The organism is Marisediminitalea oceani, assembly GCF_003731635.1.
In the GTDB taxonomy this organism is placed as follows: domain Bacteria; phylum Pseudomonadota; class Gammaproteobacteria; order Enterobacterales; family Alteromonadaceae; genus Alteromonas; species Alteromonas oceani.
The window spans coordinates 1-24,821 of record NZ_RCUA01000019.1 but is presented as its reverse complement, the minus strand read 5'-3'; the positions used below and the strand labels follow the sequence as shown (position 1 = coordinate 24,821).

At 49.6% G+C, this 24,821-nt stretch carries 23 protein-coding genes and 1 other annotated feature; of the genes, 13 read left to right on the top strand and 10 right to left on the bottom strand.

Annotation, left to right across the window (positions count from 1 at the left end):
- The first annotated feature begins 98 nt into the window (after positions 1-98).
- The 3 genes from D9T21_RS06595 (at position 99) to D9T21_RS06585 (ending at position 5,027) form a co-directional block, all read left to right on the top strand.
- A complete protein-coding gene (locus D9T21_RS06595) occupies positions 99-1,253 on the top strand; it encodes an efflux RND transporter periplasmic adaptor subunit (RefSeq protein WP_105933460.1) in 1,155 nt (384 codons plus the stop codon).
- Positions 1,254-1,271: 18 nt separating this feature from the next.
- Positions 1,272-4,415 carry an efflux RND transporter permease subunit gene (locus tag D9T21_RS06590; RefSeq protein WP_105933459.1) on the top strand — a complete coding sequence of 1,048 codons (3,144 nt, stop codon included), beginning with the start codon at positions 1,272-1,274 and terminating at the stop codon, positions 4,413-4,415.
- A gap of 129 nt (positions 4,416-4,544) precedes the next feature.
- Entirely contained in the window at positions 4,545-5,027 is a 483-nt protein-coding gene (locus D9T21_RS06585; protein ID WP_105933458.1) for a GNAT family N-acetyltransferase, read from the top strand.
- A gap of 29 nt (positions 5,028-5,056) precedes the next feature.
- Here D9T21_RS06585 and D9T21_RS06580 read toward each other — a convergent pair whose 3' ends face one another.
- Complete coding sequence (locus tag D9T21_RS06580) at positions 5,057-5,476, bottom strand: CBS domain-containing protein (RefSeq protein WP_105933457.1); 420 nt, start codon at positions 5,474-5,476, stop codon at positions 5,057-5,059.
- 129 nt (positions 5,477-5,605) lie between these two features.
- On the opposite strand from D9T21_RS06580, the gene D9T21_RS06575 reads away from it, so the two are divergent.
- Complete coding sequence (locus D9T21_RS06575; RefSeq protein ID WP_123324260.1) at positions 5,606-7,906, top strand: efflux RND transporter permease subunit; 2,301 nt, start codon at positions 5,606-5,608, stop codon at positions 7,904-7,906.
- Here the strand turns inward: D9T21_RS06575 and D9T21_RS06570 are convergent.
- Positions 7,897-8,250 carry a hypothetical protein gene (locus tag D9T21_RS06570; RefSeq protein ID WP_123324259.1) on the bottom strand — a complete coding sequence of 118 codons (354 nt, stop codon included), beginning with the start codon at positions 8,248-8,250 and terminating at the stop codon, positions 7,897-7,899. The genes D9T21_RS06575 and D9T21_RS06570 overlap by 10 nt on opposite strands.
- A gap of 220 nt (positions 8,251-8,470) precedes the next feature.
- Positions 8,471-8,587 (top strand) — a sequence feature (His leader region).
- A 45-nt stretch (positions 8,588-8,632) separates the two neighbouring features.
- Between D9T21_RS06570 and hisG the strand changes: the two genes are divergently transcribed.
- Genes hisG through hisIE form a run of 8 tightly spaced genes read left to right on the top strand, consistent with a single transcriptional unit; the run spans position 8,633 to position 15,773 of the window.
- Positions 8,633-9,535 (top strand): ATP phosphoribosyltransferase, encoded by a 903-nt coding sequence (hisG, locus tag D9T21_RS06565; RefSeq protein WP_123324258.1) that lies wholly within the window; start codon positions 8,633-8,635, stop codon positions 9,533-9,535.
- Positions 9,536-9,551: 16 nt separating this feature from the next.
- Positions 9,552-10,856, top strand: a complete 1,305-nt coding sequence (hisD, locus tag D9T21_RS06560) for a histidinol dehydrogenase (protein WP_123324257.1) — start codon at positions 9,552-9,554, stop codon at positions 10,854-10,856.
- A gap of 15 nt (positions 10,857-10,871) precedes the next feature.
- Positions 10,872-11,957 (top strand): histidinol-phosphate transaminase, encoded by a 1,086-nt coding sequence (gene hisC / locus D9T21_RS06555; protein ID WP_123324256.1) that lies wholly within the window; start codon positions 10,872-10,874, stop codon positions 11,955-11,957.
- On the top strand, positions 11,954-13,024 hold the full coding sequence (gene hisB / locus D9T21_RS06550; protein WP_123324255.1) for a bifunctional histidinol-phosphatase/imidazoleglycerol-phosphate dehydratase HisB: 1,071 nt from the start codon (positions 11,954-11,956) through the stop codon (positions 13,022-13,024). Before hisC ends, hisB begins: the two co-directional genes overlap by 4 nt.
- On the top strand, positions 13,024-13,629 hold the full coding sequence (gene hisH, locus D9T21_RS06545; RefSeq protein ID WP_105933450.1) for an imidazole glycerol phosphate synthase subunit HisH: 606 nt from the start codon (positions 13,024-13,026) through the stop codon (positions 13,627-13,629). Before hisB ends, hisH begins: the two co-directional genes overlap by 1 nt.
- Positions 13,630-13,631: 2 nt before the next feature.
- Positions 13,632-14,369 carry a 1-(5-phosphoribosyl)-5-[(5-phosphoribosylamino)methylideneamino]imidazole-4-carboxamide isomerase gene (hisA, locus tag D9T21_RS06540; RefSeq protein WP_123324254.1) on the top strand — a complete coding sequence of 246 codons (738 nt, stop codon included), beginning with the start codon at positions 13,632-13,634 and terminating at the stop codon, positions 14,367-14,369.
- Positions 14,351-15,142 (top strand): imidazole glycerol phosphate synthase subunit HisF, encoded by a 792-nt coding sequence (hisF, locus tag D9T21_RS06535; RefSeq protein ID WP_105933448.1) that lies wholly within the window; start codon positions 14,351-14,353, stop codon positions 15,140-15,142. Before hisA ends, hisF begins: the two co-directional genes overlap by 19 nt.
- 10 nt (positions 15,143-15,152) lie before the next feature.
- The gene (hisIE, locus tag D9T21_RS06530) at positions 15,153-15,773 is read left to right on the top strand and encodes a bifunctional phosphoribosyl-AMP cyclohydrolase/phosphoribosyl-ATP diphosphatase HisIE (protein WP_105933447.1); all 621 of its coding nucleotides are present in this window, start codon (positions 15,153-15,155) and stop codon (positions 15,771-15,773) included.
- A gap of 48 nt (positions 15,774-15,821) precedes the next feature.
- Here hisIE and D9T21_RS06525 read toward each other — a convergent pair whose 3' ends face one another.
- From D9T21_RS06525 to D9T21_RS06495, 7 genes are all read right to left on the bottom strand, one after another.
- Complete coding sequence (locus D9T21_RS06525) at positions 15,822-16,538, bottom strand: substrate-binding periplasmic protein (RefSeq protein WP_164464595.1); 717 nt, start codon at positions 16,536-16,538, stop codon at positions 15,822-15,824.
- Between the two features lie 100 nt (positions 16,539-16,638).
- Positions 16,639-17,772, bottom strand: a complete 1,134-nt coding sequence (locus tag D9T21_RS06520) for an alanine racemase (RefSeq protein WP_123324252.1) — start codon at positions 17,770-17,772, stop codon at positions 16,639-16,641.
- Complete coding sequence (locus D9T21_RS06515; RefSeq protein ID WP_241155650.1) at positions 17,769-18,173, bottom strand: MAPEG family protein; 405 nt, start codon at positions 18,171-18,173, stop codon at positions 17,769-17,771. Before D9T21_RS06515 ends, D9T21_RS06520 begins: the two co-directional genes overlap by 4 nt.
- A 153-nt stretch (positions 18,174-18,326) precedes the next feature.
- A complete protein-coding gene (adk, locus tag D9T21_RS06510) occupies positions 18,327-18,971 on the bottom strand; it encodes an adenylate kinase (RefSeq protein ID WP_123324251.1) in 645 nt (214 codons plus the stop codon).
- Between the two features lie 407 nt (positions 18,972-19,378).
- Complete coding sequence (gene htpG, locus D9T21_RS06505; protein ID WP_123324250.1) at positions 19,379-21,301, bottom strand: molecular chaperone HtpG; 1,923 nt, start codon at positions 21,299-21,301, stop codon at positions 19,379-19,381.
- A gap of 151 nt (positions 21,302-21,452) precedes the next feature.
- A complete protein-coding gene (recR, locus tag D9T21_RS06500) occupies positions 21,453-22,052 on the bottom strand; it encodes a recombination mediator RecR (protein WP_123324249.1) in 600 nt (199 codons plus the stop codon).
- A 119-nt stretch (positions 22,053-22,171) separates the two neighbouring features.
- Entirely contained in the window at positions 22,172-22,423 is a 252-nt protein-coding gene (locus D9T21_RS06495; RefSeq protein WP_123324248.1) for a hypothetical protein, read from the bottom strand.
- Positions 22,424-22,507: 84 nt separating this feature from the next.
- On the opposite strand from D9T21_RS06495, the gene D9T21_RS06490 reads away from it, so the two are divergent.
- The gene (locus D9T21_RS06490) at positions 22,508-23,455 is read left to right on the top strand and encodes a hypothetical protein (protein WP_123324247.1); all 948 of its coding nucleotides are present in this window, start codon (positions 22,508-22,510) and stop codon (positions 23,453-23,455) included.
- Positions 23,456-23,612: 157 nt separating this feature from the next.
- Here D9T21_RS06490 and ltrA read toward each other — a convergent pair.
- A partial coding sequence (gene ltrA / locus D9T21_RS06485) for a group II intron reverse transcriptase/maturase (RefSeq protein WP_123323532.1) occupies positions 23,613-24,821 on the bottom strand: 1,209 nt, incomplete at its 5' end.

Genomic DNA, 24,821 nt, shown 5'->3' with positions numbered 1-24,821 from the left:
TAATAGTTCGTTACAATTATAAAGCGATCCGATGGCTGTCATCGCTCATAATATAAATCTAAAGAAAAGCGTATCCAGGGTCAAAGGAAGTACAAAATATGAAGTTGATAAGAGTGATCTTACCAATAGCCATCATTGTTCTGGGGATTGGAGCAATGAAGACTGTTACCGCGCTAGGTGACACCACAGAAGAAAACGAGTCGGTCGACACCCGTCCGACCGTGCGGGTTACCCAGTTAAAGCCAGAATCCTTTGCCATAAATATTGAAGCTTTCGGCGAACTTGCGCCATTAGAAAGCACCCGCCTGGCGGCCCAGGTGAGCGGAGAAGTGGTAGAATGGAATCCGACATTCGTTGCCGGCGGCATTGTTAAGCGTGGCGAGATGCTGTTCTCAATTGAAAAAGATGCGTACACCGCAGCCCTGTTACAAGCAGAATCAGCGCTCGCCAATGCTCAGGCAGCGCTGATAGAAGAAAAAGCCCTGGCCAATGTTGCCGAGCGTGAAGCCGCCACCTTACCCAATTCAAGAGTAACCGATTTATACCTGCGTAAGCCACAGATTTTATCTGCTGAAGCAGCGGTTAAGGCCGCCCAGGCACAAATGAAAATTGCTAAGCGTGACCTCGCCAACACTGAGGTGGTTGCGCCCTACGATGCTTTAATTGTTAGTCGCTCTATTGGTAAAGGGGATTTTCTTACCGTGGGAACCTCTGCGGCCACCTTGTACAATGTGGAAGTAGGCGAAGTGACTTTCCCTCTGGCACGTTTCGACCAGGCCTTCCTGCCTGAAGCCCTCAATGGTATTGAAGCAACAGTCTCCTTGCTTAACGGCACAACCGACGAAATTAAACGCTCTGCCACCATCGTTCGCGACTCAGGCATTTACGACAGCGCGACTCGAATGACCCACCTGGTAGCCAGAGTTAACGACCCTTACGGTTTAACTACGCAACAGCCTGTGCTGCGGTTTGGTGCTTACACTAAAGTGTCGTTTACCGGTAAGACCATCGATAATGTTTACCGAATCCCGCAGGAACTGATTACCCGACGTCAACTGTGGATCCTCGATGAAGCCGACAAACTGGTCGCCAAACCGGTTGAGGTAGTGCGTGAAGTTGACAGTGAGTTTTTAATTCGGGTAGATATTGCCGCTGATGATCGCATTGTTATGACACTGCCTGAGTATCCGCAGAATGGAATGGCCGTAAAGGTCATTGAAGGTGCCGATAAACTCGTCGCAAAACAACCTTAATCAACGGAAATCAGCGTAATGTCAGATCCATTAAACCCTCAAACCGGGCTTATTTCGTGGTTTGCCCGTAATTCGGTTGCCGCCAACCTGCTGATGATATTCATCCTTATTATGGGTGCCTTTGGCTACAAAACCATTCAGCGCCAGATGTTTCCGAATATTGAGAGAAACTATATTAATATTTCGGCGCAATACCGCGGTGCGTCTCCCCAGGAAATTGAAGAAAGTATCCTGATCAAGATAGAAGAGAGCCTGAAAGACGTTAGCGAAATTAAACGCACAGTATCCCGCGCTTTCAGAAACAGCGGCCGGGTGTCGCTGGAAATCGATAAAGATGAAGAGCTGACCGATGTGCTCGATAAGGTAAAGCTGCGCGTCGACAGTATTGCCACCTTCCCGGCCGATATGGAGCCGGTCACCATTTCTCAGGCTGAGTTTCAGCAGCAGGTGTACGAAATGGCCCTGGTGGGTGATATTCCATTGGAGGAATTAAAGCCTATCGCCAAGGAAATTGAGGATGACTTACTCCAGTTAAGTAATGTTTCCCTGGCCAATGCCCGGGTACCAACCGATGAAATTGCCATCGAAATTAAGCCTGAACTGCTGCGCATGTATAACCTGACAATTTCAGACGTCACCAATGCCATCAATCAGTACTCTGCCAACATTTCAGCCGGTCAATTACGTACTGACGCAGGCCTGGTCTCGGTGCGGATTGAAAGTCAGTTTTATGATGGCGATGAGTTTGCCAGCATCCCGGTCAAGATTGGCCCGGATGGCGCGAAGGTCGTGCTCTCTGATATCGCCGACATTAAAGATGGCTTTACTGAAGGCGAGCGCTACTTCCGCTATACCGGGCAAAATGCGGTATTGATTGCAGTAAACGCAACTAAATCGCAGAGCATTGTGCCGATTGCTGAAACGGTAAAAGATTTCATGGCATTTAAGAACACAGAGTTGCCAGCCGGTTTAGAGCTTAAAGAGCTGGTCGACATGACCTACTACTTAAATGCCCGCCTGAACATGATGCTCAACAACCTGTTTCAGGGCTCGTTACTGGTTGCTCTGATGTTGACGATCTTCCTGCGCTTCCGCCTGGCTTTCTGGGTTATGGTGGGGCTACCGCTGTGCTTCTTAGGCGCAGTTATGCTAATGCCAGTGTTTGGCGTAAGTGTAAATATCCTGTCGTTGTTCGCCTTTATCATGGTACTGGGTATTGTGGTGGATGATGCCATTGTAATAGGAGAAAGTGCCTACACCGAAATAGAACAACGAGGGCCCGGGGTAGAAAACGTTATCCGCGGGGCCAAGCGTGTAGCAACGCCAGCGACCTTTGGTGTACTTACCACCATAGCCGTGTTTGCGCCATTTACCCTTAGTAGCGGTCCCGAGGGGGAATTCTTTTACAATATCGCCATTGTTGTGATCTTGTGCCTGACCTTTAGTCTGATTGAATCCAAGCTTATCCTGCCTGCGCACATTGCCCATATAAAATTCAGCAAAGTAAAACCTGACGGCTGGCGCTCTCGCTTCAATGCGCGGTTTAATCAGTTTATTCATGGCCCGTACCGTGGCACCGTCGAAAAAGCCGTGCAGTGGCGCTGGGCCGTTCTAGCTGGTTTTGTTGCCATGCTAATGCTGAGCTGGGGCCTGGTTGCCGGTAATCATGTGCGCATGATACCTCAGCCCAAGGTGCCTCATGACTTCCCCAGCATCGGCATTGAGATGAACGAAAATGTGTCGGATATGGCGACCATCGAAGCATTAAAAACCGTCGAATCAGTGATTTGGCAAATTGAAGAAGAAACTATCAAGGAATATGGCTCTGGCATGATCCGTGATCTGCTGGCATTTAATGAATCCCGTACCGAAGCGCGGTTGGTTATTCCTCTGGTCGATGAGGACGCACGTCACTTTAATACCTTTGAACTGGCCCGTAAGTGGCGCGAAAAGATCCCTGAAATCGCCGGTATGAAGAGCTTCAGTATTGAAGACGATGTGAACGGTGGTGGCGACAACGGTGAATTTGGCTACCTGCTGTATGGTGCCGACATTAAGTCACTGAACGAAGCGGGGCTGCGCTTTATTCAGATGTTGCAACAGGAAAAGGGCCTCTATGATGTGAGCTCCACCATTGACCCGGCCAGTAAAGAAGTGCGCATGGAACTGTTACCGGCAGCCTACGAGCTTGGCCTGAATCTGCGTAGCATTGCAAACCAGGTTGGCCTGAGCTTTTACGGCGGTGAAGCCCAGCGAGTGATCCGTGACGGCGAGGAAGTCCGGGTGATGGTGCGCTATCCTCGATTAACCCGGGAGCGTTTTTCTGACCTGAAATACACAGTGATTACCACACCAGAGGGTGAGGAAGTCATGTTGGGTGACGTGGTCACTCTGAGCGAAGAACCCGGAATCAGCTACATTCGTCGTGAAGAGGGCTATCGCTCCGTGTATGTCTATGGCGCTATCGACGAAGAACAGGTTGAACCTAACGAGGTGGTAGCCAGTATTGATCAAAAACTGCTGCCACAGCTGTTCGAGGAATTCCCCAATGTACAAACCCAACTGGGTGGCGACATTGAAGAGCAACAGGCGCAACAAGACGAACAAATCATGTTCTTTGTGGCTGCGATGATCATGGTGTACATCCTGCTGGCAGTGCCGCTGAAGAGTTACGGTCAGCCGTTAATCATCATGTCGGTAATTCCCTTCAGCCTGACCGGTGCCATCTGGGCTCACTACCTGCTGGGCCTTGATCTGAGTATGATGTCGACCTTTGGTCTGATTGCGGCGGCCGGGGTAGTTATCAATGACTCCCTGGTAATGACCGATTACATAAACCAGAAGCGTCTGGAGGGCCACTCCATACTGCAAGCTGTTCAGGAAGCTGGCTGCGCCCGTTTCAGAGCAATAACCTTAACGTCGATAACGACCTTTGCTGGGGTTATGCCAATCCTGTTTGAAACCAGCCTGCAGGCCAAATTTGTCATTCCAATGGCCGCTGCGCTGGGTTCTGCAGTGTTGTACGCGACTTTGGTTACCTTGCTACTGGTGCCCTGCCTGTATTTGATTTTGCAGGACCTGACTACCCTGTTCGGTAAATTCTTTGGCTTGTTTCCACTGATGAAAAATAAACTAACAGGTAAATCTCCCCAGCTTTCTTAACACAATTAACTTCGGGGAGGCCGGTTGCCAAACCGTGCTCCCCGCATGCTTTTCAGTTAAACTTTCCCATCATTAACAACAAAATGTAGTAACAACCTGCCTCTGGCATGGCTCGACCGAGGAGACCCTATGGCCATCACTATTCGCCCCGCTCAGACAACAGATACCGAAACTATCTTACACTTCATCAAAGAGCTGGCTATTTACGAAAAGGCTGAGCATGAAGCCAAAGCCACTCCTGAGCATATTCACAATACCCTGTTTTGCGAAACACCCCATGCCCATGGGCTCATTTGCGAACATGATGGCCAGCCCATCGGTTTCGCAATTTACTTCTTCAGTTACTCTACCTGGCAGGGCCAGTACGGTATTTACCTTGAAGATCTGTATGTTTCACCACAAAGCAGAGGACTCGGCGCAGGTAAACAACTGCTAACCCATCTTGCAGGTATTGCCGTGGAAAAAGACTGTGGAAGATTTGAGTGGAGCGTGCTCGACTGGAATCAGCCAGCCATTGATTTTTATGAATCACTGGGCGCTAAGCCCCAGGGCGAATGGATCCGCTACCGGTTAGACGGTGATGCGCTTAAAGCATTAGGTAGCCAGGCCTGAGCCAATAGTTGATACCAAAAAGCTAACGACTAACGGCGTTTCTCTACCGAGGCGCCAAAATAACGAAAAATATCCCGCCAGCTAACAATCCCAACCGGCTTATCAAACTCGTCGATAACCGGTAAACAAGAAATCTTATGTTGATTAAATAAACCGATGGCGCGCACCATGGTGTCGGTAACTTTAAGAGAAATAACGTCCCGGCTCATAATCTGATGCACCTTGCGCTCCAGCGTGGCACGGTCGCGGATTCGCTCACTAATACTATCAATGAAAGGGCTGATAGCCTTGAGGTAATCGCGGTCTGACAGGACGCCCACCAACTTTTCATCTTCAACCACCAGCAAATGATGAAAGCCACTGGCTTCGAATATCTCTCTGACCACAGTCAGTGAATCGTCCATTTGAACGGTCACTATGCGGCGGGTCATAACACTGGGTATACTCATTTCATACTGCTCCGTGACTGGCGACAACAAACGGCCTAAAGACTCTGTTTCATCAGTGGAAATCTCCACATTACCGTGTAATAGTAGTTTATAAAGTCAATGACAATATAACAATTCGAAGGACGTCAAATGACCATTCGCCTTTATACGCGACTCCTCAACCATCCTTATCTGATTATTCTGTTCAGTAGTATACTGATTCTCGCACTGGCAGCGGGCGCTCAGAACCTCTATTTCCGCGGCGACTATAAGACCTTTTTTCGCGAGGATAATCCGCAACGGGTAGCATTTGAAGAAATGCAGGATATGTTTAATAAAACGGAGTCGGTAAATATTCTGGTTGTGCCGGATTCAGGCAACGTATTTAACGCCACCACCCTCAATCTGATTAAAGCCCTTACTGAAGAAGCCTGGCAAACCCCCTACTCTATTCGCATTAACTCTGTTACCAATTTCCAGCATACCTATGCTGAAGGTGATGATCTAATCGTCGATAAACTCTACCCGGACTGGCAAACCCTCACACCAGAAGTCATCTCCAATATCGAACAGGTCGCTCTGAGTGAACCTGACGTGGTAAACAGGCTGGTTTCACCAGATGGTCAGGTGGCCGTTATCAGTATAACCGTTCGCATGAGCGATGGTGACCAAACCCCGGAAGTGGCGGAAATTGGCGACTTTGTAAAAAGTATCAAAAATCGGATCGCCACAGAGCACCCTGATCATAAGCTGTATTTAACCGGCGTGGTGATGCTCAATGATGCCTTCCAGATTGCCGCTAACGACGATGCAGCCACCTTAGTACCGGCCATGTTTGCCGCCATCATTGTGATGATTGGCGTGTTGATGCGATCCTTTTTTGCCGCCGTTACTACTCTGGTAATAGTGACGACTACCATTGCCGCTACCATGGGATTCGCAGGCTGGAGCGGTTTCTTCTTAAGTGTTTCAACGGTCAATGTCCCCACCATGGTAATGACTCTGGCAGTAGCTGACTGCGTCCACGTGATAGCTTCCTGGTTTCAACATATGCGTGAGGGCGAAAGTCGCGATGAAGCCCTGCACAATGCCCTGGCAATAAACTTTATGCCGGTGGTTATTACTTCGGTTACCACTTCAATTGGGTTCTTAACCCTAAATTTTTCCGATGTGCCGATTCTGGTCGACCTGGGGAATCTTACAGCGATGGGCGTCATGCTCGCTTGTGTACTGGCTCTCACACTGTTACCGGCAATGCTTAAAATTCTGCCAATTAAACCACCGCAGCAAACCAGCACTAAACCGCTGCCCTGGCTCACCGGGTTGGGTGAATGGGTGATCACCTATCACCGCCGGGTTTTACCTTACAGTGCAATCGTTTTTGTAACCGCATTGATTCTGGCTTCCACCAACCAGTTAAATGACATTGCTATAAAATACTTCAGTCAGGATAACACCTTCCGTCAGGCGGCCGATTATCAGTCAGAACACCTAAGCGGTCTCGCCACCATTGATTTTGCCATTTACACCGATGAGATCTCCGGTATTAACAAACCGGAAGTATTAACCTCGGTGCAGGCACTGACCGAATGGTTGAGGGCGCAGCCAGAGGTTGATCATGTTTCTTCCATTAGTGACACCTATAAAAAGCTCAACAAAAACATGAATTATGATAATGAGAGTTTTTACCGGTTGCCGCTTGATGTGGAACTGGCTGCCCAGTATCTGTTGCTGTTTGAGATGTCTCTCCCCTATGGCCTCGACTTAAATAACCAGATTGATGTCGACAAAGCCGCAACCCGAATTAGCGTGACGCTGGATAACCTTGGCAGTAAAGAGCTCACGGCCTTTGAACAACGCGCCAAGGACTTCTTCAATAAACTGGCGCCTGAGCTTAGGTTAACCGCGGCAAGCCCCGCTCTGATGTTTGCTCACATTGGTGAGACCAATATGCAAAGTATGCTGAAGGGCTCGCTTACGGCGCTGGTGATCATATCAGGGCTACTGGTCTTTGCCTTAAAATCCCTGAAACTAGGCGCTATAAGCCTGGTGCCTAATTTGCTGCCTGCCGGATTAGGGTTTGGCATCTGGGCCATGTTGTCGGGTGAAATCAATATGGCACTTTCGGTGGTGCTCAGTATGACACTGGGGATTATTGTGGATGATACGGTGCATTTTTTATCGAAATACAAAAAAGCCCGGGAACAAGGTAAAAGTGCTGAAGAAGCCGTGCAATATGCTTACAAAACCATTGGTCAGGCGCTTATTGTAACCACCACAGTGCTGACCGTGGGTTTTGGTATTCTTAGCCTTTCAAGTTTTGCGCTGAATTCAGATATGGGCCTGCTGACCGCTATTATTCTGGTGGGTGCGCTGGTGATCGACTTACTGTTTCTGCCTGCGTTTTTACTCTGGCTGGATACCGAGCGAACGGCTAAAACTCACTCGTAGATATCAATGTGCGGAGCATCAGGATCATGATGATGTTCTGATGTTTCGCCATGACTGTCGTAGAGCAGTTCTTCCTCATCTTCCGGCGCTGGTGCAGCAGATTGTTTATCAGCTTGCTTTTGATGCTGCTGCCGGGATGACTCCTGCTCCTGCCGGGATGCTTTTTCATGCACCTTATATTGCTCCTGCTCACTGATCAGGCGTTCTTCATCATGGGTTTCTTTCTCATCTTCAGACAGGTGCTTAGCCCGGGCTTCTTTACTAACCCGCTTAACCTTTTCGTCGACTACCACCGGCACTTTGCCTTCCCGCGGCAAAACCGAAAACAATAGATCGTTACTCATAACAACCACCTCCCAACCTTTGCCTCAACTATACGCCTTTATGTATAATTATTCACCAGCTTAGGGTATTCATTCCAAACTAACAGGTCTTATAACCATTAATTAGAGTATATTTACCCGCAAAAGTTGCAAAACACTTGCAATGGCTGCGCGTCTTGGCTATTGTTTGCGCGTCTAAATTAATGAACAAAATTTTATACATGATTAAACGCGCCGCCATTCATCACCACCATCATAAAGCATAACCTTTCAGGTTTGTGCTGGAAGGTTGTTGTTTTCCTTCCAGTGGCGCAGATAAAGAATATCGACCCCCGGAAGGAAACTTCCGGGGGTTTTTCGTTAATGGCGCACCAAATTCAGGACTAATTAGAGGACCATCACCATGAGTGATAACAGCAGACTGCGAATTGCAATTCAAAAATCCGGTCGTTTAAGCGACGACAGCATTGCACTTCTTAAAGCTATAGGCATTAAACTTAACATTCGCGATCGCCTGCTGATTGCCCATTCTACCAATGAGAATATCGACCTGCTGCGTGTTCGCGATGATGACATTCCGGGCCTGGTTATGGACGGTGTTGTTGACATGGGCTTTATTGGTGAGAACGAGTTAGAAGAAAAAATGCTCGAGCGTCAGGCCGCTGGCAAAGCAGCCGATTTCGAAGTGCTGCGTCGTCTTGATTACGGCGGTTGCCGTTTATCTCTTGCGGTACCTACCGAGATGGACTACAGCGGCGCAGCCTCGCTGGGCGGTAAAAAAGTAGCCACTACCTACCCTTATTTACTTGAACGTTATTTCAAAGAGCAAGGCATTAACGCCAAAGCGGTCATGCTGACAGGCTCCGTGGAAGTAGCTCCTCGCGCCGGAGTAGCCGACGCCATTTGTGATTTGGTATCAACTGGTGCCACCCTTGAAGCCAACGGCCTGCAGGAAGAGGAAGTGATCTTCCGCTCAAAAGCCGTGCTGATTCAACGTGCCGACGGCGAGCTGAGCGAAGAGAAACAGGCGCTGATCAACCGTCTGGTACCGCGCATTGATGGCGTTATTCAGGCCAAAGAAAGCAAATACATTATGCTACACGCGCCAAAAGCCTATCTTGAGCAGGTAAAAAGCCTACTCCCGGGCGCTGAGAACCCAACCGTGCTGCCACTGGCTGGCAGCGACGACACCGTAGCCATTCATGTTGTCAGCCCTGAGAACCTGTTCTGGGAAACCATGGAAAAGCTTAAAGCTCTGGGCTGCAGCTCCATTCTGGTTATGCCAATTGAAAAGATGATGGGTTAAAAGCGAGGCTAATCCGATGATTAACTGGTCTACTCTGACTTCTGCACAACAAGTTGATGCGCTGGCTCGTCCTGCAATGGCCGACAGCGCCAAACTCAAAGCAACCGTGACAGACATCCTTGCCGAGGTGCTTACGCGCGGTGATGAGGCGGTACTGGAATTTACCCGCCGTTTCGACTCGCCCGAGCTTACCAGCCTGAAACTCAGCATTGAAAAACGTGATGAGCTGGCTGCACGTGTGACGCCTGAAGTACAGGATGCAATTCAAACGGCGTTTGCCAATGTAAAACAATTCCATGAAGCTCAGTACCCGCAGGACATCCGCCTTACCACGACGCCAGGCGTAGTGTGTGAGCAACGTTTTACTGCGCTGGAAGCGGTAGGGTTATACATCCCGGGAGGCAGTGCGCCACTGCCCTCTACCGTTATGATGCTGGGTGTGCCTGCAATGGTAGCTGGCTGTGAGCGCAAGGTACTTTGTACCCCGCCTAATGCCGGGCAGGAAATTGCCCCTGAGATTGCTTTTGCCGCGAAATGCTGCGGTATTGGTGAGATTTATCTGTGTGGCGGCGCGCAGGCGATTGCCGCCATGGCCTTTGGTACCGACACCATCACCAAAGTCGATAAAATCTTCGGCCCCGGTAATAGCTTTGTTACCGAAGCCAAACAGCAGGTTAGTCAGCGCGCCGACGGTGCCGCTATTGATATGCCTGCCGGACCATCAGAAGTGTTGGTACTGGCTGATGAAAGCGCCGATGCCGACTTTGTTGCCTCTGATTTGCTTTCCCAGGCCGAACACGGCCCGGATTCCCAGGCTATTCTGGTCACTAACAGTGCTGAGCTGATTGAGGCAGTAGAAGCAGCGGTAGCCAAACAACTGGCACAGCTATCACGCAATAGCATTGCCAGCAAAGCCATGGAAAACGCCCGTTATATTCTGACCGACTCAGTGAACGAGGCCATTGCCGTGAGCAACCAGTACGCGCCTGAGCACTTAATCGTGCAATGTGATAATTCACGGGGCTTGCTGCCGCTAATTAAACATGCCGGCTCAATATTTTTAGGCCCGTGGTCACCAGAGAGTGCCGGCGATTACGCCTCTGGCACCAACCACGTATTGCCAACTTATGGTTACGCCAGAAATTACTCCAGCCTGGGACTGCTGGACTTTATGCGCCGCTACACGATTCAGGAACTCAGTGAAGACGGCATGCGCAATTTAGGCCCGGCCATTATGCAACTCGCTGATGCTGAAGGGCTCGATGCTCACCGCAATGCGGTTGGCTATCGGCTGGACAAATTGAACAAGCAAAACGATTAACTTACAGAGACCGCTATGACGAGCAAACTGGTTGATACTTTAATCAACGCCAATCTGGTGCCGCTAAAACCCTATGAATCAGCGCGCCGGTTATTTTCCGGTGGTCAGGACTGGCTTAATGCCAACGAGTCGCCTTTTGCCAATCCTTACGATATTGATTCGGGTAACTTTAACCGTTACCCCTCCTGTCAGCCCGACAGCGTGATCAACGGCTATGCCGACTATGCAGGTGTAGATAAATCACAACTGATTGTCACCCGCGGCGCCGATGAAGGCATTGAGCTGTTAATCCGCACTTTTTGTACCCCGGGCGAAGATGATATTCTGATTTGCCCGCCTACCTATGGCATGTATGCCATCAGCGCGGAAACCTGTGATGTGGGCATTAAACGCGTTCCCTTAAACGACGATTTCAGCCTGGATGTCGACGGGATTTGCGCGACAGAAGACGTTAATCTGGTATTTATTTGCGCGCCTAATAACCCTACCGGCACTCAGGTGAGTCAGGCCGATTTAACCGCCGTGCTGGAGCACTTTGCCGATACCGCTCTGGTAGTGGTAGACGAAGCCTACATTGAGTTTGATATCGAGAACACCTGGGCAACGCAGTTGGCAACTTACCCTAACCTGGTGGTATTACGTACGCTTTCCAAAGCCTTTGCCCTGGCCGGTTTACGCTGTGGATTTACTATCGCCAGTGAAGCGATTATCCAGTCGCTGTTAAAAGTGATTGCGCCCTACCCTATTCCGGAGCCGGTGGCGCAAATTGTGGCGCAGGCATTAACGCCCGGGAATATTGAGCGAATGCAGCAACAGGTGGCGTTTTTAAATGAACAGCGCACCACGCTGCAGGCAGAGCTGGCCAAACGGCCCGGCGTAGCACTGGTTGGCGATGTGAAAGCCAACTATATTTTGTTCCGCCACAGTCACTGCGCGCAGATCATGCAATACCTGGTAAGTCAGGGCATGCTTATACGCGATCAGTCCAAACAACTTAACCTGCAAGACTGCCTGCGGGTAACTATTGGCAGCGCTGAACAGAATCAGCGTTTACTTTCCTTATTAGACGCTTATTTTGAGCAAGCGGGAGCATCACTGTGAGCCAGCAAGCTATTTTATTTATCGACCGTGACGGCACTCTGGTAGAAGAGCCACCTATCGACAAGCAACTCGACAGCCTCGAAAAGCTGGTATTCGAACCTCAGGTGATCCCGGTTTTACTAAAACTGAAAGCCGCCGGCTTCAGACTGGTGATGGTTACCAATCAGGATGGTCTGGGTACCGACAGCTTTCCGCAGGCCGATTTTGACCTGCCCCACAATGCCATGATGGCAGTGTTTGAAAGTCAGGGCGTGACCTTCGACGATGTGCTGATTTGCCCGCACTTTGATGAAGACAACTGTTCCTGCCGTAAGCCTAAACTTGGTCTGGTCAAAGACTATCTGCAACAGGGTAAGGTCGACTTTACCCGCTCATACGTGATTGGCGATCGCATGACTGATATGCAGTTGGCCGAAAACATGGGTATTAAAGGTATTCAGTACAGCCGTGACGACATTAACTGGCCGGCTATCGAGAAGCAGTTGCTGGCCTCTTCCCGCATCGCTGAAGTCACCCGAACCACCTCTGAAACCGACATTCATGTACGGGTAGATTTAGACTCGGCTGCGAAGTCGACCATTGCCACCGGTATGGGCTTTTTCGACCACATGCTCGACCAGATTGCCACCCACGGTGGCTTCGAATTACAACTTAAAACTGACGGTGATCTGCACATCGACGATCACCACAGTGTAGAAGATACCGCATTGGCGTTAGGTGAAGCCCTTAAAAAAGCACTGGGTAACAAACGCGGCATTGGCCGCTTTGGTTTTGCCCTGCCGATGGATGAGTGTCGCGCCGAATGTATTATGGATATTTCCAATCGCCCTTACCTGAAATTTGATGCCAAATTCAGCCGTGATCAGGTTGGCGAAATGGCCACCGAGATGGTTGAGCACTTCTTTTATTCACTGGCCCAAAGCATGGGACTGTCGCTGCACCTATCCACCAGCGAAGGTAATGCTCACCATCAGGTAGAGAGCCTGTTTAAGGTATTTGGCCGGGCCTTACGTCAGGCAATTACCCGTTCGGGTGATGCCCTGCCAAGCAGTAAAGGAGCCCTGTAATGACCCAGCAAACCATTGTTATTGTTAACACCGGTTGCGCCAATATTTCCTCGGTTAAATTTGCCCTTGAGCGCCTGGGTGTCAGTGTAACGGTATCGGACGATCCGGCGGTTATTAAAAGTGCCGATAAGGTATTTTTACCGGGCGTCGGAGCTGCTGGCGCGGCCATGACCAGCATCACTGCCAAACAGCTTATCCCAACGCTACAAGGCTTAACTCAGCCGGTACTGGGTGTGTGCTTGGGCATGCAGCTTATGGTTGAGCAATCCGATGAAGCCACCACTGGTACCATCGACTGTTTAAAACTGTTACCCGGCCATGTGAAACGCATGCAGGCTGGCGAGCTGCGCTTACCCCACATGGGCTGGAATACCATTAGCCCGGTCGGTGACTCTCCGCTGTTTAAAGGCTTAGGCGAAGGCACCTATTTTTATTTTGTGCACAGCTTTGCAGTGCCTGTTTATGAGCACACTCTGGCGAGCTGCGAGTATGGCCAGACATTTTCGGCCGCTATCCGGCACAATAATTTCTTCGGGGTGCAATTCCACCCCGAGCGTTCAGGTGAAGCCGGCGCGCAACTGCTAACCAACTTTGTGAACCTATAATCATGATTATACCTGCTATCGATTTAATCGACGGCGCCGTGGTGCGACTGTACCAGGGCGACTATAACCAGAAAACCCAGTACACCCTTGACCCGGTTGAGGTCGTACACAGCTATGCTGATCAGGGTGCCGAGTGGTTGCACATTGTTGACCTTACCGGCGCTAAAGATACCGACAAACGTCAGCTGGAACTGATCCGCGCCATGGTGGATACCAAGCGCATGAAATTCCAGTCTGGCGGTGGTATCCGTGAAGAGCGCGAAGTGGCGCAACTGCTTGAGTCTGGTGTAAGCCGGGTGGTCATTGGCTCACTGGCGGTAAAACAAACCGAGCTGGTAAAAAGCTGGGTAAAACAATACGGGCCTGAGCACATTGTACTGGCGCTGGATATTAACATCGACGATGACGGCAATAAGTTTATTGCAACCCACGGCTGGCAAGAAAATTCCGGCGTATCACTGGAGCAAATCCTCGAAGCCTTTGCCGAAGTGGATGCCAAACACGTGCTGTGCACCGACATAAGCCGTGACGGCACGCTACAGGGCTCTAACGTTGAACTGTATACCGAAGTGAGCAAACAGTTCCCTAACGTATCCTGGCAAGCCTCTGGCGGTATTGGCGGGCTCGATGATATTCGCGCGTTACGCCCGACCGGTGTAGGCGGTGTTATTTTAGGCCGGGCACTACTGGAAGGTAAATTCACCGTTGAGGAGGCTATCGCATGCTGGCAAAACGGATAATCCCCTGTCTGGACGTACGCGACGGTAAGGTGGTTAAAGGCGTACAATTTCGTAATCACGAAATCATTGGCGACATCGTACCGCTGGCGGAACAATACGCCAAAGCAGGTGCTGACGAACTGGTCTTTTATGATATTACCGCCAGCTCCGATCAGCGCGTAGTAGATAAAAGCTGGGTGAGCCGCATCGCTCAGGTCATTGATATTCCTTTCTGCGTAGCGGGCGGGATTAAGTCAGTAGAAGACGCCGGGCGCATTCTTGAAATGGGCGCGGATAAAATTTCGATTAACTCCCCGGCCCTGACCAATCCTGAACTGATCAATGAACTGCACGATGTGTATGGTCAGCAGTGCGTGGTAATTGGTATCGACAGTTTTTATAACGAAGCCAACAACCAGTACGAAGTGTACAAATTTACCGGTGACGAAAGCCGCACTCAGCAAACTGCCTGGCAAACCCTGGACTGGATCAAAGAAGTGCAGTCACGTGGTGCCGGTGAGATAGTGCTTAACTGTATGAATCAGGATGGCGTGCGCAAGGGCTATGACATTGCGCAGCTGGCAGCAGTAAGAGAAGTTTGTAACATCCCACTGATTGCCTCAGGCGGTGCTGGTGCCATAGAACACTTTACCGATGTATTTAAGCAAGCCGATGTCGACGGCGCGCTGGCAGCTTCAGTGTTTCATAAAGCCATTATTAACATCGACGAATTAAAAGCGACTCTGGTAGCTGCCGGTGTCCCCATGCGCCAGCGTTATACGGTTGGGGCATAAGGAAACAACTATGAAAATTACTCAAGAGACCCAGGGCCAGTTAGCCTGGGAAAAAATGGATAACCTGCTACCCGCCATTGTGCAAGATGCGGTAACTGGTAAAGTACTGATGCAGGGTTACATGAACCCGGAAGCACTCGAGGTTACCCTGAGTACCGGTAAAGTCACCTTTTTCAGCCGCTCTAAGCAGCGCTTATGGCAAAAAGGCGAAACCTCCGGTAACACGCTGGATTTAGTCAGTGTCAGCAGTGATTGCGATGACGACTCTTTACTGGTGCTGGCCAACCCTAATGGCCCAACCTGCCACACCGGCGCAGAAAGCTGCTGGTTTGATGGCGACGTTGCCGATTACACCTTTGTAGGCGATTTGGAGCGGGTACTGGCAGCACGTAAATCGGCTGATCCGGAGTCGAGCTACACTGCCAAACTGTACAGTAAAGGCGTAAAGCGCATCGCGCAGAAAGTAGGTGAAGAAGGCGTTGAAACTGCGCTGGCGGCCACCGTAATGGATAAAGAAGAACTGCGTAATGAAGCAGCTGACTTACTTTATCATTTAACAGTGCTGCTGCAGGCCTGTGATATGTCGGTATCGGATGCCGTTAACGTGCTCAGAGAACGCCATAAAGGCTAGTCAGCACAACCTGAACAAAGGCTACCTGATGGTGGCCTTTTTTATGCGTCACTGATAACCGAGTTCCCGGGCGGCAACCTGCAAGCGTTCCACTATCTCCGGCTCCATATCACCATTAGCCGCCAGATAAGCCACAACAGAAAGTGCCGGTACGGGCTGCACAACCTTGATATCCCCGGCCTGTAAACCTGCCAGCTCCGCGGTGCTTTCAATAAGGTTTGGATCTTCGATAATGATATCGACAGTGCCAAGTTTTAACTGCTGCCACGAACATAGAATATCGGCGCATACCAGCAGATCCCGACCTTCTACAAGTCCTTTGCTAACCAGCCATGACTCAGCAATATCACCTCGCTGAGCGGCTGCCGACAAGCCATTCAGATCAAGCTGGTTATCGAGCTGGATATCCTCTCGTCTGGCAAGCGTCAGAATGCTCAGGTTAAACCTGGCAACCGGAGCAATCCAGTGAAAACGACCTTCCCGCTGCGGCGTTTTTGCAATGGAGTAAATCAAAGCTCGACTGGACCGTTCGACATTTAGCATCGCCCTTGCCCAGGGGTATATCTTAAATTCAGCGGTAAGCCCGGCATGGGAAATGATATTGCGGACCCGCTCAGTAGCAATACCGCTAACCTGATCGCCCGCCTGATACTGATAAGGTGGTGACACTTCGGTAAACACTACCAGTGAGGGAGTGTTGGCGAAAGCCCCTGTAATACTAAGTACGCATAAACAAAAAACACAGACTAGCTGGCGAAACTTCATTGAGGACAGCAACTCATAAACTACATCGTTTAAGTGTAAACCGATGTGGGATTTTTGCCCAGTTAACGGCCGCAAGAAGTCAGCTCAACAGACCAGCATTCTACCAGCCGTTTACCCGCGACCAAATTGCCGAAATGTCGCCGTCATCACCAATGACCTGGTATTGAGAATACTGAGCTGCCGTGGCACAGGCATGAATCGGTAAAATACGCAGTAAACGGCCATAACCAAACACAGACTCAGGCGGTGTAAGGTTATCGCGATGGCTGATAATGCCGTGTTCCTGATTGGTGGCACTTACGTACCAGCCATCCAGTAGCTTGCCGTTCTCATCGCACACCAGTCCATAACCACAGTCCTGCTGCTGTGATGCCGTGCCCTTATCCCGCGACAAGGCCATCCAGCCAGCATCAACAATCACCCAGTTTTTATCGACCTGGTGGCCGATTACGGATGTGAGCACAGACAGAGCAATATCATCAGTTTCACACACCCCAAGACCGGCCATGACACAATCAAATGTGGCATAGACACCGGCCCGAAGTTCATTGATACCAGTGTGCTTTATGCCGGCTAAAGCCGTGGGGGTTGAACCTGCCGAAACCAGCTCACAGGGTATTCCCGCTGCCAACAGGTTAGCTGCAGCGTTGGCAATACGTTCACACTCTTGTTGCCCCATCGCCTGTTGCGAAGCTTTGGTGTCACAATCGTAGGAGGCCCCGGCATGAGTCATGATGCCTCGAAAGTAAATATTCGGATCTGCTGATAAAGCTCTGGCGCAAGTAATCAACTCGTCGGACTGAGGTAATAAGCCGGCGCGATGATCGTCCACATCCACTTCCAGCATCACCGATAAAGGTAGCTCTAATTCACCGGCGTAATCGGTTAATGCATTCACCGCAGCCAGACTGTCAGCTATCACCGTGAAATCCGGCGCCAGTCGTTGAATGGCGGCTAACTGGCCGAATTTGTTGGGAGACAGCCCCACTGCGTAGAGAATATCGGTATAACCGGCGCTGGCAAAAGTAGCCGCTTCTGCCAATGTTGACACCGTGATGGGGCCTGAGGCTGGTGCGTAATATTCTGCCGCCTGCAGTGATTTAAGGGTTTTAACGTGCGGACGAAGCGTAAGTTGTTCACTATCCGCGACGGCCTGCATTCGCTGGCAATTGCGGCGGAACTTAATCAGGTCGAGCAGGCACGCTGGCGTGATAAGTTGTGCTAACGAGTTCATAAAAACGGTAACCAGTAAATAAGTGTCAGATTAGCGCTGGCCAGGCCGAACAACGACATCAGGGTTAACATCATGCCTGCGACTCGTTGCCAGGTTGCGCCCACAGAGTGACGCAAACCGTATGCATGCAATACACGGCCAATGACCAGGGATGCGCCGAATAGATGAATCAGCCAGGGAATTTCCGTGCTGATTTCCAGGATGGCCAGCAGCAGTAACGTGAGCGGCACATATTCAGCAAAGTTACCGTGAACCCGAACCAGACGCTGCAGTACTTCGTCGCCGCCGTCACCCACGCCAATACGATTGCTACGCCGGTGAATAATCACCAACGCGGTAATATACAAATAGATAAATGCCAGAATACTGGCATAAAAAGCAGTAACCGGAAGTACGATCATCTTTTCACTACTATCTTCACGTTAGAGGCGGTTATTGTGACAGTGAAATGGGTGAAGGGTAAAGCAATGATTGTGATGTTCGTTGGTTAGCAACAACGGAAAACAAAAAAGCCGCTGTAAATCAGCGGCTTTTCAATTCTGCAAGAGGCCGGATTAACCCAGCAGCTCACCTAATTGCTTGCTGACCGTTTCTACCGGCTGAGTGCCGTCGAGTTTGTGGTAAGCACAGTTACCAGCTTCGGCTTCAGCACTGTAGTAATCAACCAGCGGCTGTGTTTGCTCGTGGTAGATACCTAAGCGTGCGCGAACGGTTTCTTCTTTGTCATCATCACGAATGATCAACTCTTCGCCGGTCACGTCGTCTTTACCTTCCTCTTTTGGTGGATTGTAGACAACGTGGTAAACACGACCTGACGCAGGGTGAACACGACGGCCGCCCATCCGGTCGACGATAACGTCATCCGGTACATCAAATTCGATAACATGGTCAACTGCCACACCAGCTTCCTTCATGGCATCTGCCTGAGGGATAGTGCGCGGGAAACCATCGAGCAGGAAACCGTCTTTACAGTCATCCTGAGCAATGCGCTCTTTTACCAGACCAATAATGATATCGTCGGACACTAATTTCCCTTCGTCCATGACTTTCTTTGCTGCTAAGCCCAGTTCTGTACCAGCCTTGATAGCACTACGAAGCATGTCACCTGTAGAAATTTGCGGGATACCATATTTGCCCATCAAAAATTGCGCTTGTGTACCCTTACCGGCTCCCGGTGCACCGAGAAGTATAATTCGCATATTTGCGCTCTCCGCTTATTTATTTCATAACTGTGAGGCACTTTACACACTACCATTCGGCGTGACAAGTGCTCAGCCGGTCTTGTCTGCTGTCTTACGACTAATAGCGTATGTAAATTGAACTATTGAACAATGTCGACACAAATCCTTAACAGCAATGCTAATTTTTGCGGTAGCTCTAAGCGTTACCGGCATTGACAGCACTCCCTAAGTGCCCGCATGTGTAAGCAACCCAGCTTGTTACGCTTTGCATCATCAAGCTGAATTAAAACCAATATAAACCACGCTGATAATTTGTTACCTGCAAATCTGTCGATTAGTGGATTAATGTTGTCGACATTACAGGTACACGCAAAAAAACGGGCAGGTAAAAACCTGCCCGTTTTATTCAGTGCTTTGCTGCTGACTTACTTAGAAAGACTCATCAGTAAGCCATTCAGGTTGCGTACGAAAGTCGCCGGGTCTTTAAGACTACCCTGCTCAGAAAGTGCCGCCTGATCAAACAATACTTCTGTCCAGCTCTTAAATACCGTTTCGTCCTGTACGTCGGCCAGTAACTTCACTAACTGATGTTCAGGGTTGAGTTCAAAGTGATATTTCACTTCAGGCACTGGCTGACCAGCGGCTTCCATCAGCTTCATCATTTGCGTAGTCATGCCGTTGTCGTCAGCCACGATTACCGCTGGTGAGTCGGTTAAACGGTGAGTGAATTTAACGTCGATAACTTTGTCGCCCAGCGCGGTTTTAGCGCGCTCAAGCACACCTTCTACCTGCTTTTCGGCTTCTTCGTGAGCTTTCTTGCTTTCTTCGTCTTCCAGATCATCTAAATCCAGATCGCCACGGGCAATCGACTTCAGCTGCTTACCATCAAACTCGGTCAGATGTTGCATTAACCACTCGTCAATGCGCTCGCCCATCAACAGTACTTCAATGCCTTTCTTCTTAAAGATTTCCAGGTGAGGACTGTTTTTGGCCGCCTGGTAACTGTCGGCAGTCACATAGTAAATCTTATCCTGACCTTCTTTCATACGAGAAATATAGTCAGCCAGAGATACCGTTTGGTCACTGCTGTCGTTGTGAGTTGAGGCAAAACGCAACAGGCCAGCTACTTTCTCTTTGTTGGAGAAGTCTTCCGCCGGACCTTCTTTCAGCACGTTACCAAACTCGTTCCAGAACGACTGGTATTTTTCGGCGTCATTTTTCGCCATACGCTCCAGCATTTGCAGTACACGCTTGGTGCAACCCGTGCGCAGTGACTGGGTGATCTTGTTATCCTGCAAAATTTCACGGGATACGTTGAGCGGCAGATCGTTGGAGTCGAGCAAGCCTTTTACGAAGCGCAGATAAGTAGGCATAAACTGCTCAGCGTCATCCATAATGAACACGCGTTGAACATAAAGCTTCAGGCCGTGGGTTTGCTCACGGTTCCATAAGTCAAACGGGGCTTTGCTTGGGATATATAACAAGCTGGTGTATTCGGTTTTACCTTCCACCTTGTTATGTGCCCAGCTCATCGGCTCGGCAAAGTCGTGAGAAACATGGCGATAGAACTCAATGTATTCTTCATCGCTAATTTCTGACTTGTCGCGAGTCCACAATGCAGTGGCTTTATTAACGGTTTCCCATTCGCCTGGCTGGGCCGGGATCTTCTCTCCGTCTGGTCCTTCCTGCTCTTCTACCGGCGCTTTCCACATGCGCACAGGAATACTGATGTGATCGGAGTATTTGCTGATGATCGAACGCAAACGCCAATCATCGGCGAATTCTTTTTCATCGTCGCGCAGATAAAGCGTAATCTCTGTACCGCGATCGGCCTTTTCTATATCACCTACGGTGAATTCGCCTTCACCCTCAGAAATCCACTCTACGCCCTGATCAGCAGACTCGCCTGCAGCGCGGGTGCGAACGACGACTTTGTCAGCAACGATAAACGCAGAGTAAAAACCAACACCAAACTGACCAATCAGCTGGGAATCCTTGGCTTTATCACCAGACAGTTTGCTGAAAAAGTCTGCGGTGCCCGACTTTGCAATAGTACCGAGGTTGGCAATTACGTCGTCGCGGCTCATACCAATACCGTTATCGCTAATGGTGATGGTACCCGCTTCTTTATCAACGCTCAGTTTAACGCACAGATCACCATCATTTTCGTACAGGCTATCATTTTCCAGCGCCTTAAAACGAAGTTTATCAGCGGCATCTGCTGCGTTAGATACTAACTCGCGTAAAAAGATTTCCTTGTTTGAATAAAGAGAATGGATCATCAAATGCAGAAGTTGTTTTACTTCTGTTTGAAAGCCATGAGTTTCTTGATGGGCCACTTCAGCCATAAACCAGAGTCTCCTAGTCAGTTTAATTATTTTTCAACAAGACAAGTGAGGTCTCAGGACAAAGAATTCAACGGTAAAATACAAAAAATTGTTGGTTGGGTAGCAAAGTGCTGGCCATAAAATGGCTTACCGGAATGGGTTTCGACGGTACTCAGAGTGACCGTCGACCTGAAAATGCATGGGTGAGTGTATTGCCGTCTATGTATTCAAGCTCTCCGCCAATCGGCACACCATGAGCAATTCGGCTGGCCGAAACATTGTGCTTCTGACACAGCTGACCAATATAATGGGCTGTGGCCTCGCCTTCCACTGTAGGGTTAGTAGCCAGAATGACTTCGGCGTATTGGCCCTCGGTAATTTGTTTTTCGAGAATATCCAGACCAATTTCGGCAGGGCCGATGCCATCAATGGGCGACAGGTGGCCCATTAATACAAAGTACGTGCCTTTGTACGCCATGGTTTGTTCGATGGCCATCACGTCCTGTGGGCTCTCCACTACGCAAAGCTGCTGACTGTCGCTGCGTTGGGGATGCTGACAGATTTCGCACAACTCATTCTCAGAAAAATTACGGCACTGTTTGCAATGACCGATATGCTCCATGGCGTTGTGCAGAGCCGCGCTGAGCGTTCTACCGCCTTCACGGTTACGCTCAAGTAACTGAAACGCCATGCGTTGGGCTGTTTTATTGCCCACACCCGGTAAGCAGGTCAGGCTATCGATTAACTCTGCCAGTAAAGGACTGTATTTCATAATAGTGTTACAACACAATTGGAAGCCTGATAAGGCATTGGTGATTAATGAAGCGGCAATAAATAATATGCTCTGCGGCTACTTCATCTACTTGGTTTTGACCGACACTATACAAGACCCTATTTTAAGCGTAAACCTTTTGCATCGGTGTATTCAGAGGGATAAAACTTACACGTTAACCAGGCTGTTACTTTGGCAAAGTTTAAGGCTGTCTCTCGCAGTGAAACAAGATTAGCTCTTAAGCAGTTTAACTCTCCGTTATTTATCCGTTCATCATCAAATACACTGGCTTCATCATGCATTGCCTGACAATTTTCTAACTGCGCATTATGTTCTGCGTTATCCGGGACCAGACAAAATTTGGAGCTCATGTGGGTAGCATCAGGACAGCCAAAAGAACAGTATTATTAATAAGTGGACTAGTATTTTGTATAGTCAGTTATGCCAACAACGCTGTGGAGAATGAGGGATTAAATGAACAAATTAATGCCGCATTTCACCATTTAGTACAAGGGGATACCAGCCCTGCCACAAAGCTGCTAGCCGAACAGGAAGGGATAAAAGATGGTAATCATCAGTTAAGTAAGCTGGCTATCATGCTACAAATCGAACTGGAGGATAACGATGCAGCGGAGAGGCTGTTGCTTAGTTTTGAGTCTCGTTTTGCGGATAATCCCGATACCTTCGCATTTGCCGCCGATGCCTGGCGCGACCTTGGCCATCAGGCGGGAATTTTCTCTAAGTTCGGGTTTTATAAGAAAGGTGTGCAGGCTAAGTTACGCGCCGGAGAAGTCGGTCCTGACAATGCTGAATATGTAGCCCTACGAGCCGGGGCCTCTGCGCACGGAAGTAGTTATGGTGCCGATGCGTCCTTACAAAAAACCTTAACCGACAAAGCCATCGCTCTGGAGCAAAAGTGGGGCTATATCGCCAAACTGAACTACGCACAAAATACTGACGATCAGCAAAGTGGCGTTGTCGCAGCTAAAGCGGCTGTGGAAGAATTTCACGACGACTTTGTCGTGCTCGAACGTGTGGCGCAGTATTACTGGACAATAGATAATCTGGCCCAGGCACAACAAACGTTTGCGCAGGCCTGTGAGTACCCTCCGGTGCAAAGCTGGTACCGGGAAGTGAAATGGATCAATGCTTGTTATCAGGTAGCGTTGTTTAGTCAGGAACACGGATTGGCTGTAAAACCGGGTGAGCAAGCCCTTAACCGATTACTTGCAACCTATAAGTTGCCCACCAGTCAGAATGTCGAAATCGCCGTGTTATTACTGGATATTGCGCAACAAGAAAATAGCCAGTTAGCCGTTCAGCGCCTGAATCAGGCGATAGCACATGCAAATGACGAGGCTTTGGTTAGGCGCGCTACCAAGCGTCTGGCGATGTTAGATTGACTTACATTGCAGAACTTATGTCCGGATGCTTATAGGAATCGGATTGAGAATGAGTGAGCGAAGTTTTTCGACCAATATCGAGTAGGGTGAGGCGTCTCCGCCTCATCCCTCTCACAGAACCGTACGTACGGACCTCGTATACGGCTCATGTACTGGTTTATCCAGCGTAAATGCTGGGCACATTCCCCGTTCTAACATCTCCCAGATTCACCAGTCCTAGTTCGTTGAACCAGCTGTTTGGCATCGCGTAGCTTGCTAACGGGCTTCTTGCGCTTCGCCAACTCGTCATGTTCATGCAGATGAACTTGCCTTTGTATCCTCGCTGTCGTAGCCAGCGATGCAGGCGGCTCGCCTTCTTCCATAACTTAAGTTGAACGCTTCGCAGTCTGCGTCTTAGCCAACTCGCAATTTGTTTGAATGCCCTGCTAGCATCGGCAATCCTGAAGTACTGGCTAAACCCTCTTAGCAATGGGTTCAGTCCATTGATGACACTTTGCAACGGTTTTCCTCCATTGCGTTTTGTCATCTGCTTTAGCTTCCTTCTGAACGCCGCCAGTTTCTTCGCTTGAATTCGGGTATGTTTTGTCCCGATTTCCACGCCAAGGAACCTGACTCCCGCATCACTGTGCGTGATATGGGTTTTCTCTGTGTTCACTGTCAGCTTCAGTTTACCTTCAAGGATTTGTGTCGCTTGTCGCTGCGCATTCTCTGCCGCTGAACCACTCCGACACAAGATAAGAATGTCATCAGCGTAACGCACTATGCGGTGGCCACGCTGTTTCATCTCCTCATCAAACGCATCCAGATAGATGTTCGCTATCAATGGGCTGATTACCCCACCTTGCGGACTACCTGCCTCTGTCTGCTGCCAATGCCCATCAACCATTACCCCACTTGTTAAGAACTGACTGATTAAGTTCAGCACGCTACCATCTCGTACCCGTCTTTTGATGCTTTTCAGGATAAGCCTATGGTCCAGCTTATCGAAGCACTTCGACAGATCCATATCCACCACGTGTCGTCGCTCATATCGACGGATGAACATTGTGGCTTTATTGATGGCATCATGACAGCTCCGCCCCGGTCGATAACCAAAGCTTGATGGATGGAACTGCTCTTCGAAAATGGGACTCAGGATATCAGTCAAACTTTGTTGAACGACTCTATCCCGTACTGATGGGATCCCCAGTAACCGTACTCCCCCCCCTTCTTTCGGGATTTCCACCCGCCTGACCGGTTGAGGGGTATAGCGTTTGGTTTCGAGTTCGAGGCGTAATTGCTCAAGATTATCATCCAGATTCGAGGCGAACTCGCTCAGGCTCTGCCCATCTGTTCCGGCCGCGCCTTTCGCTTTGAACACCTTTTT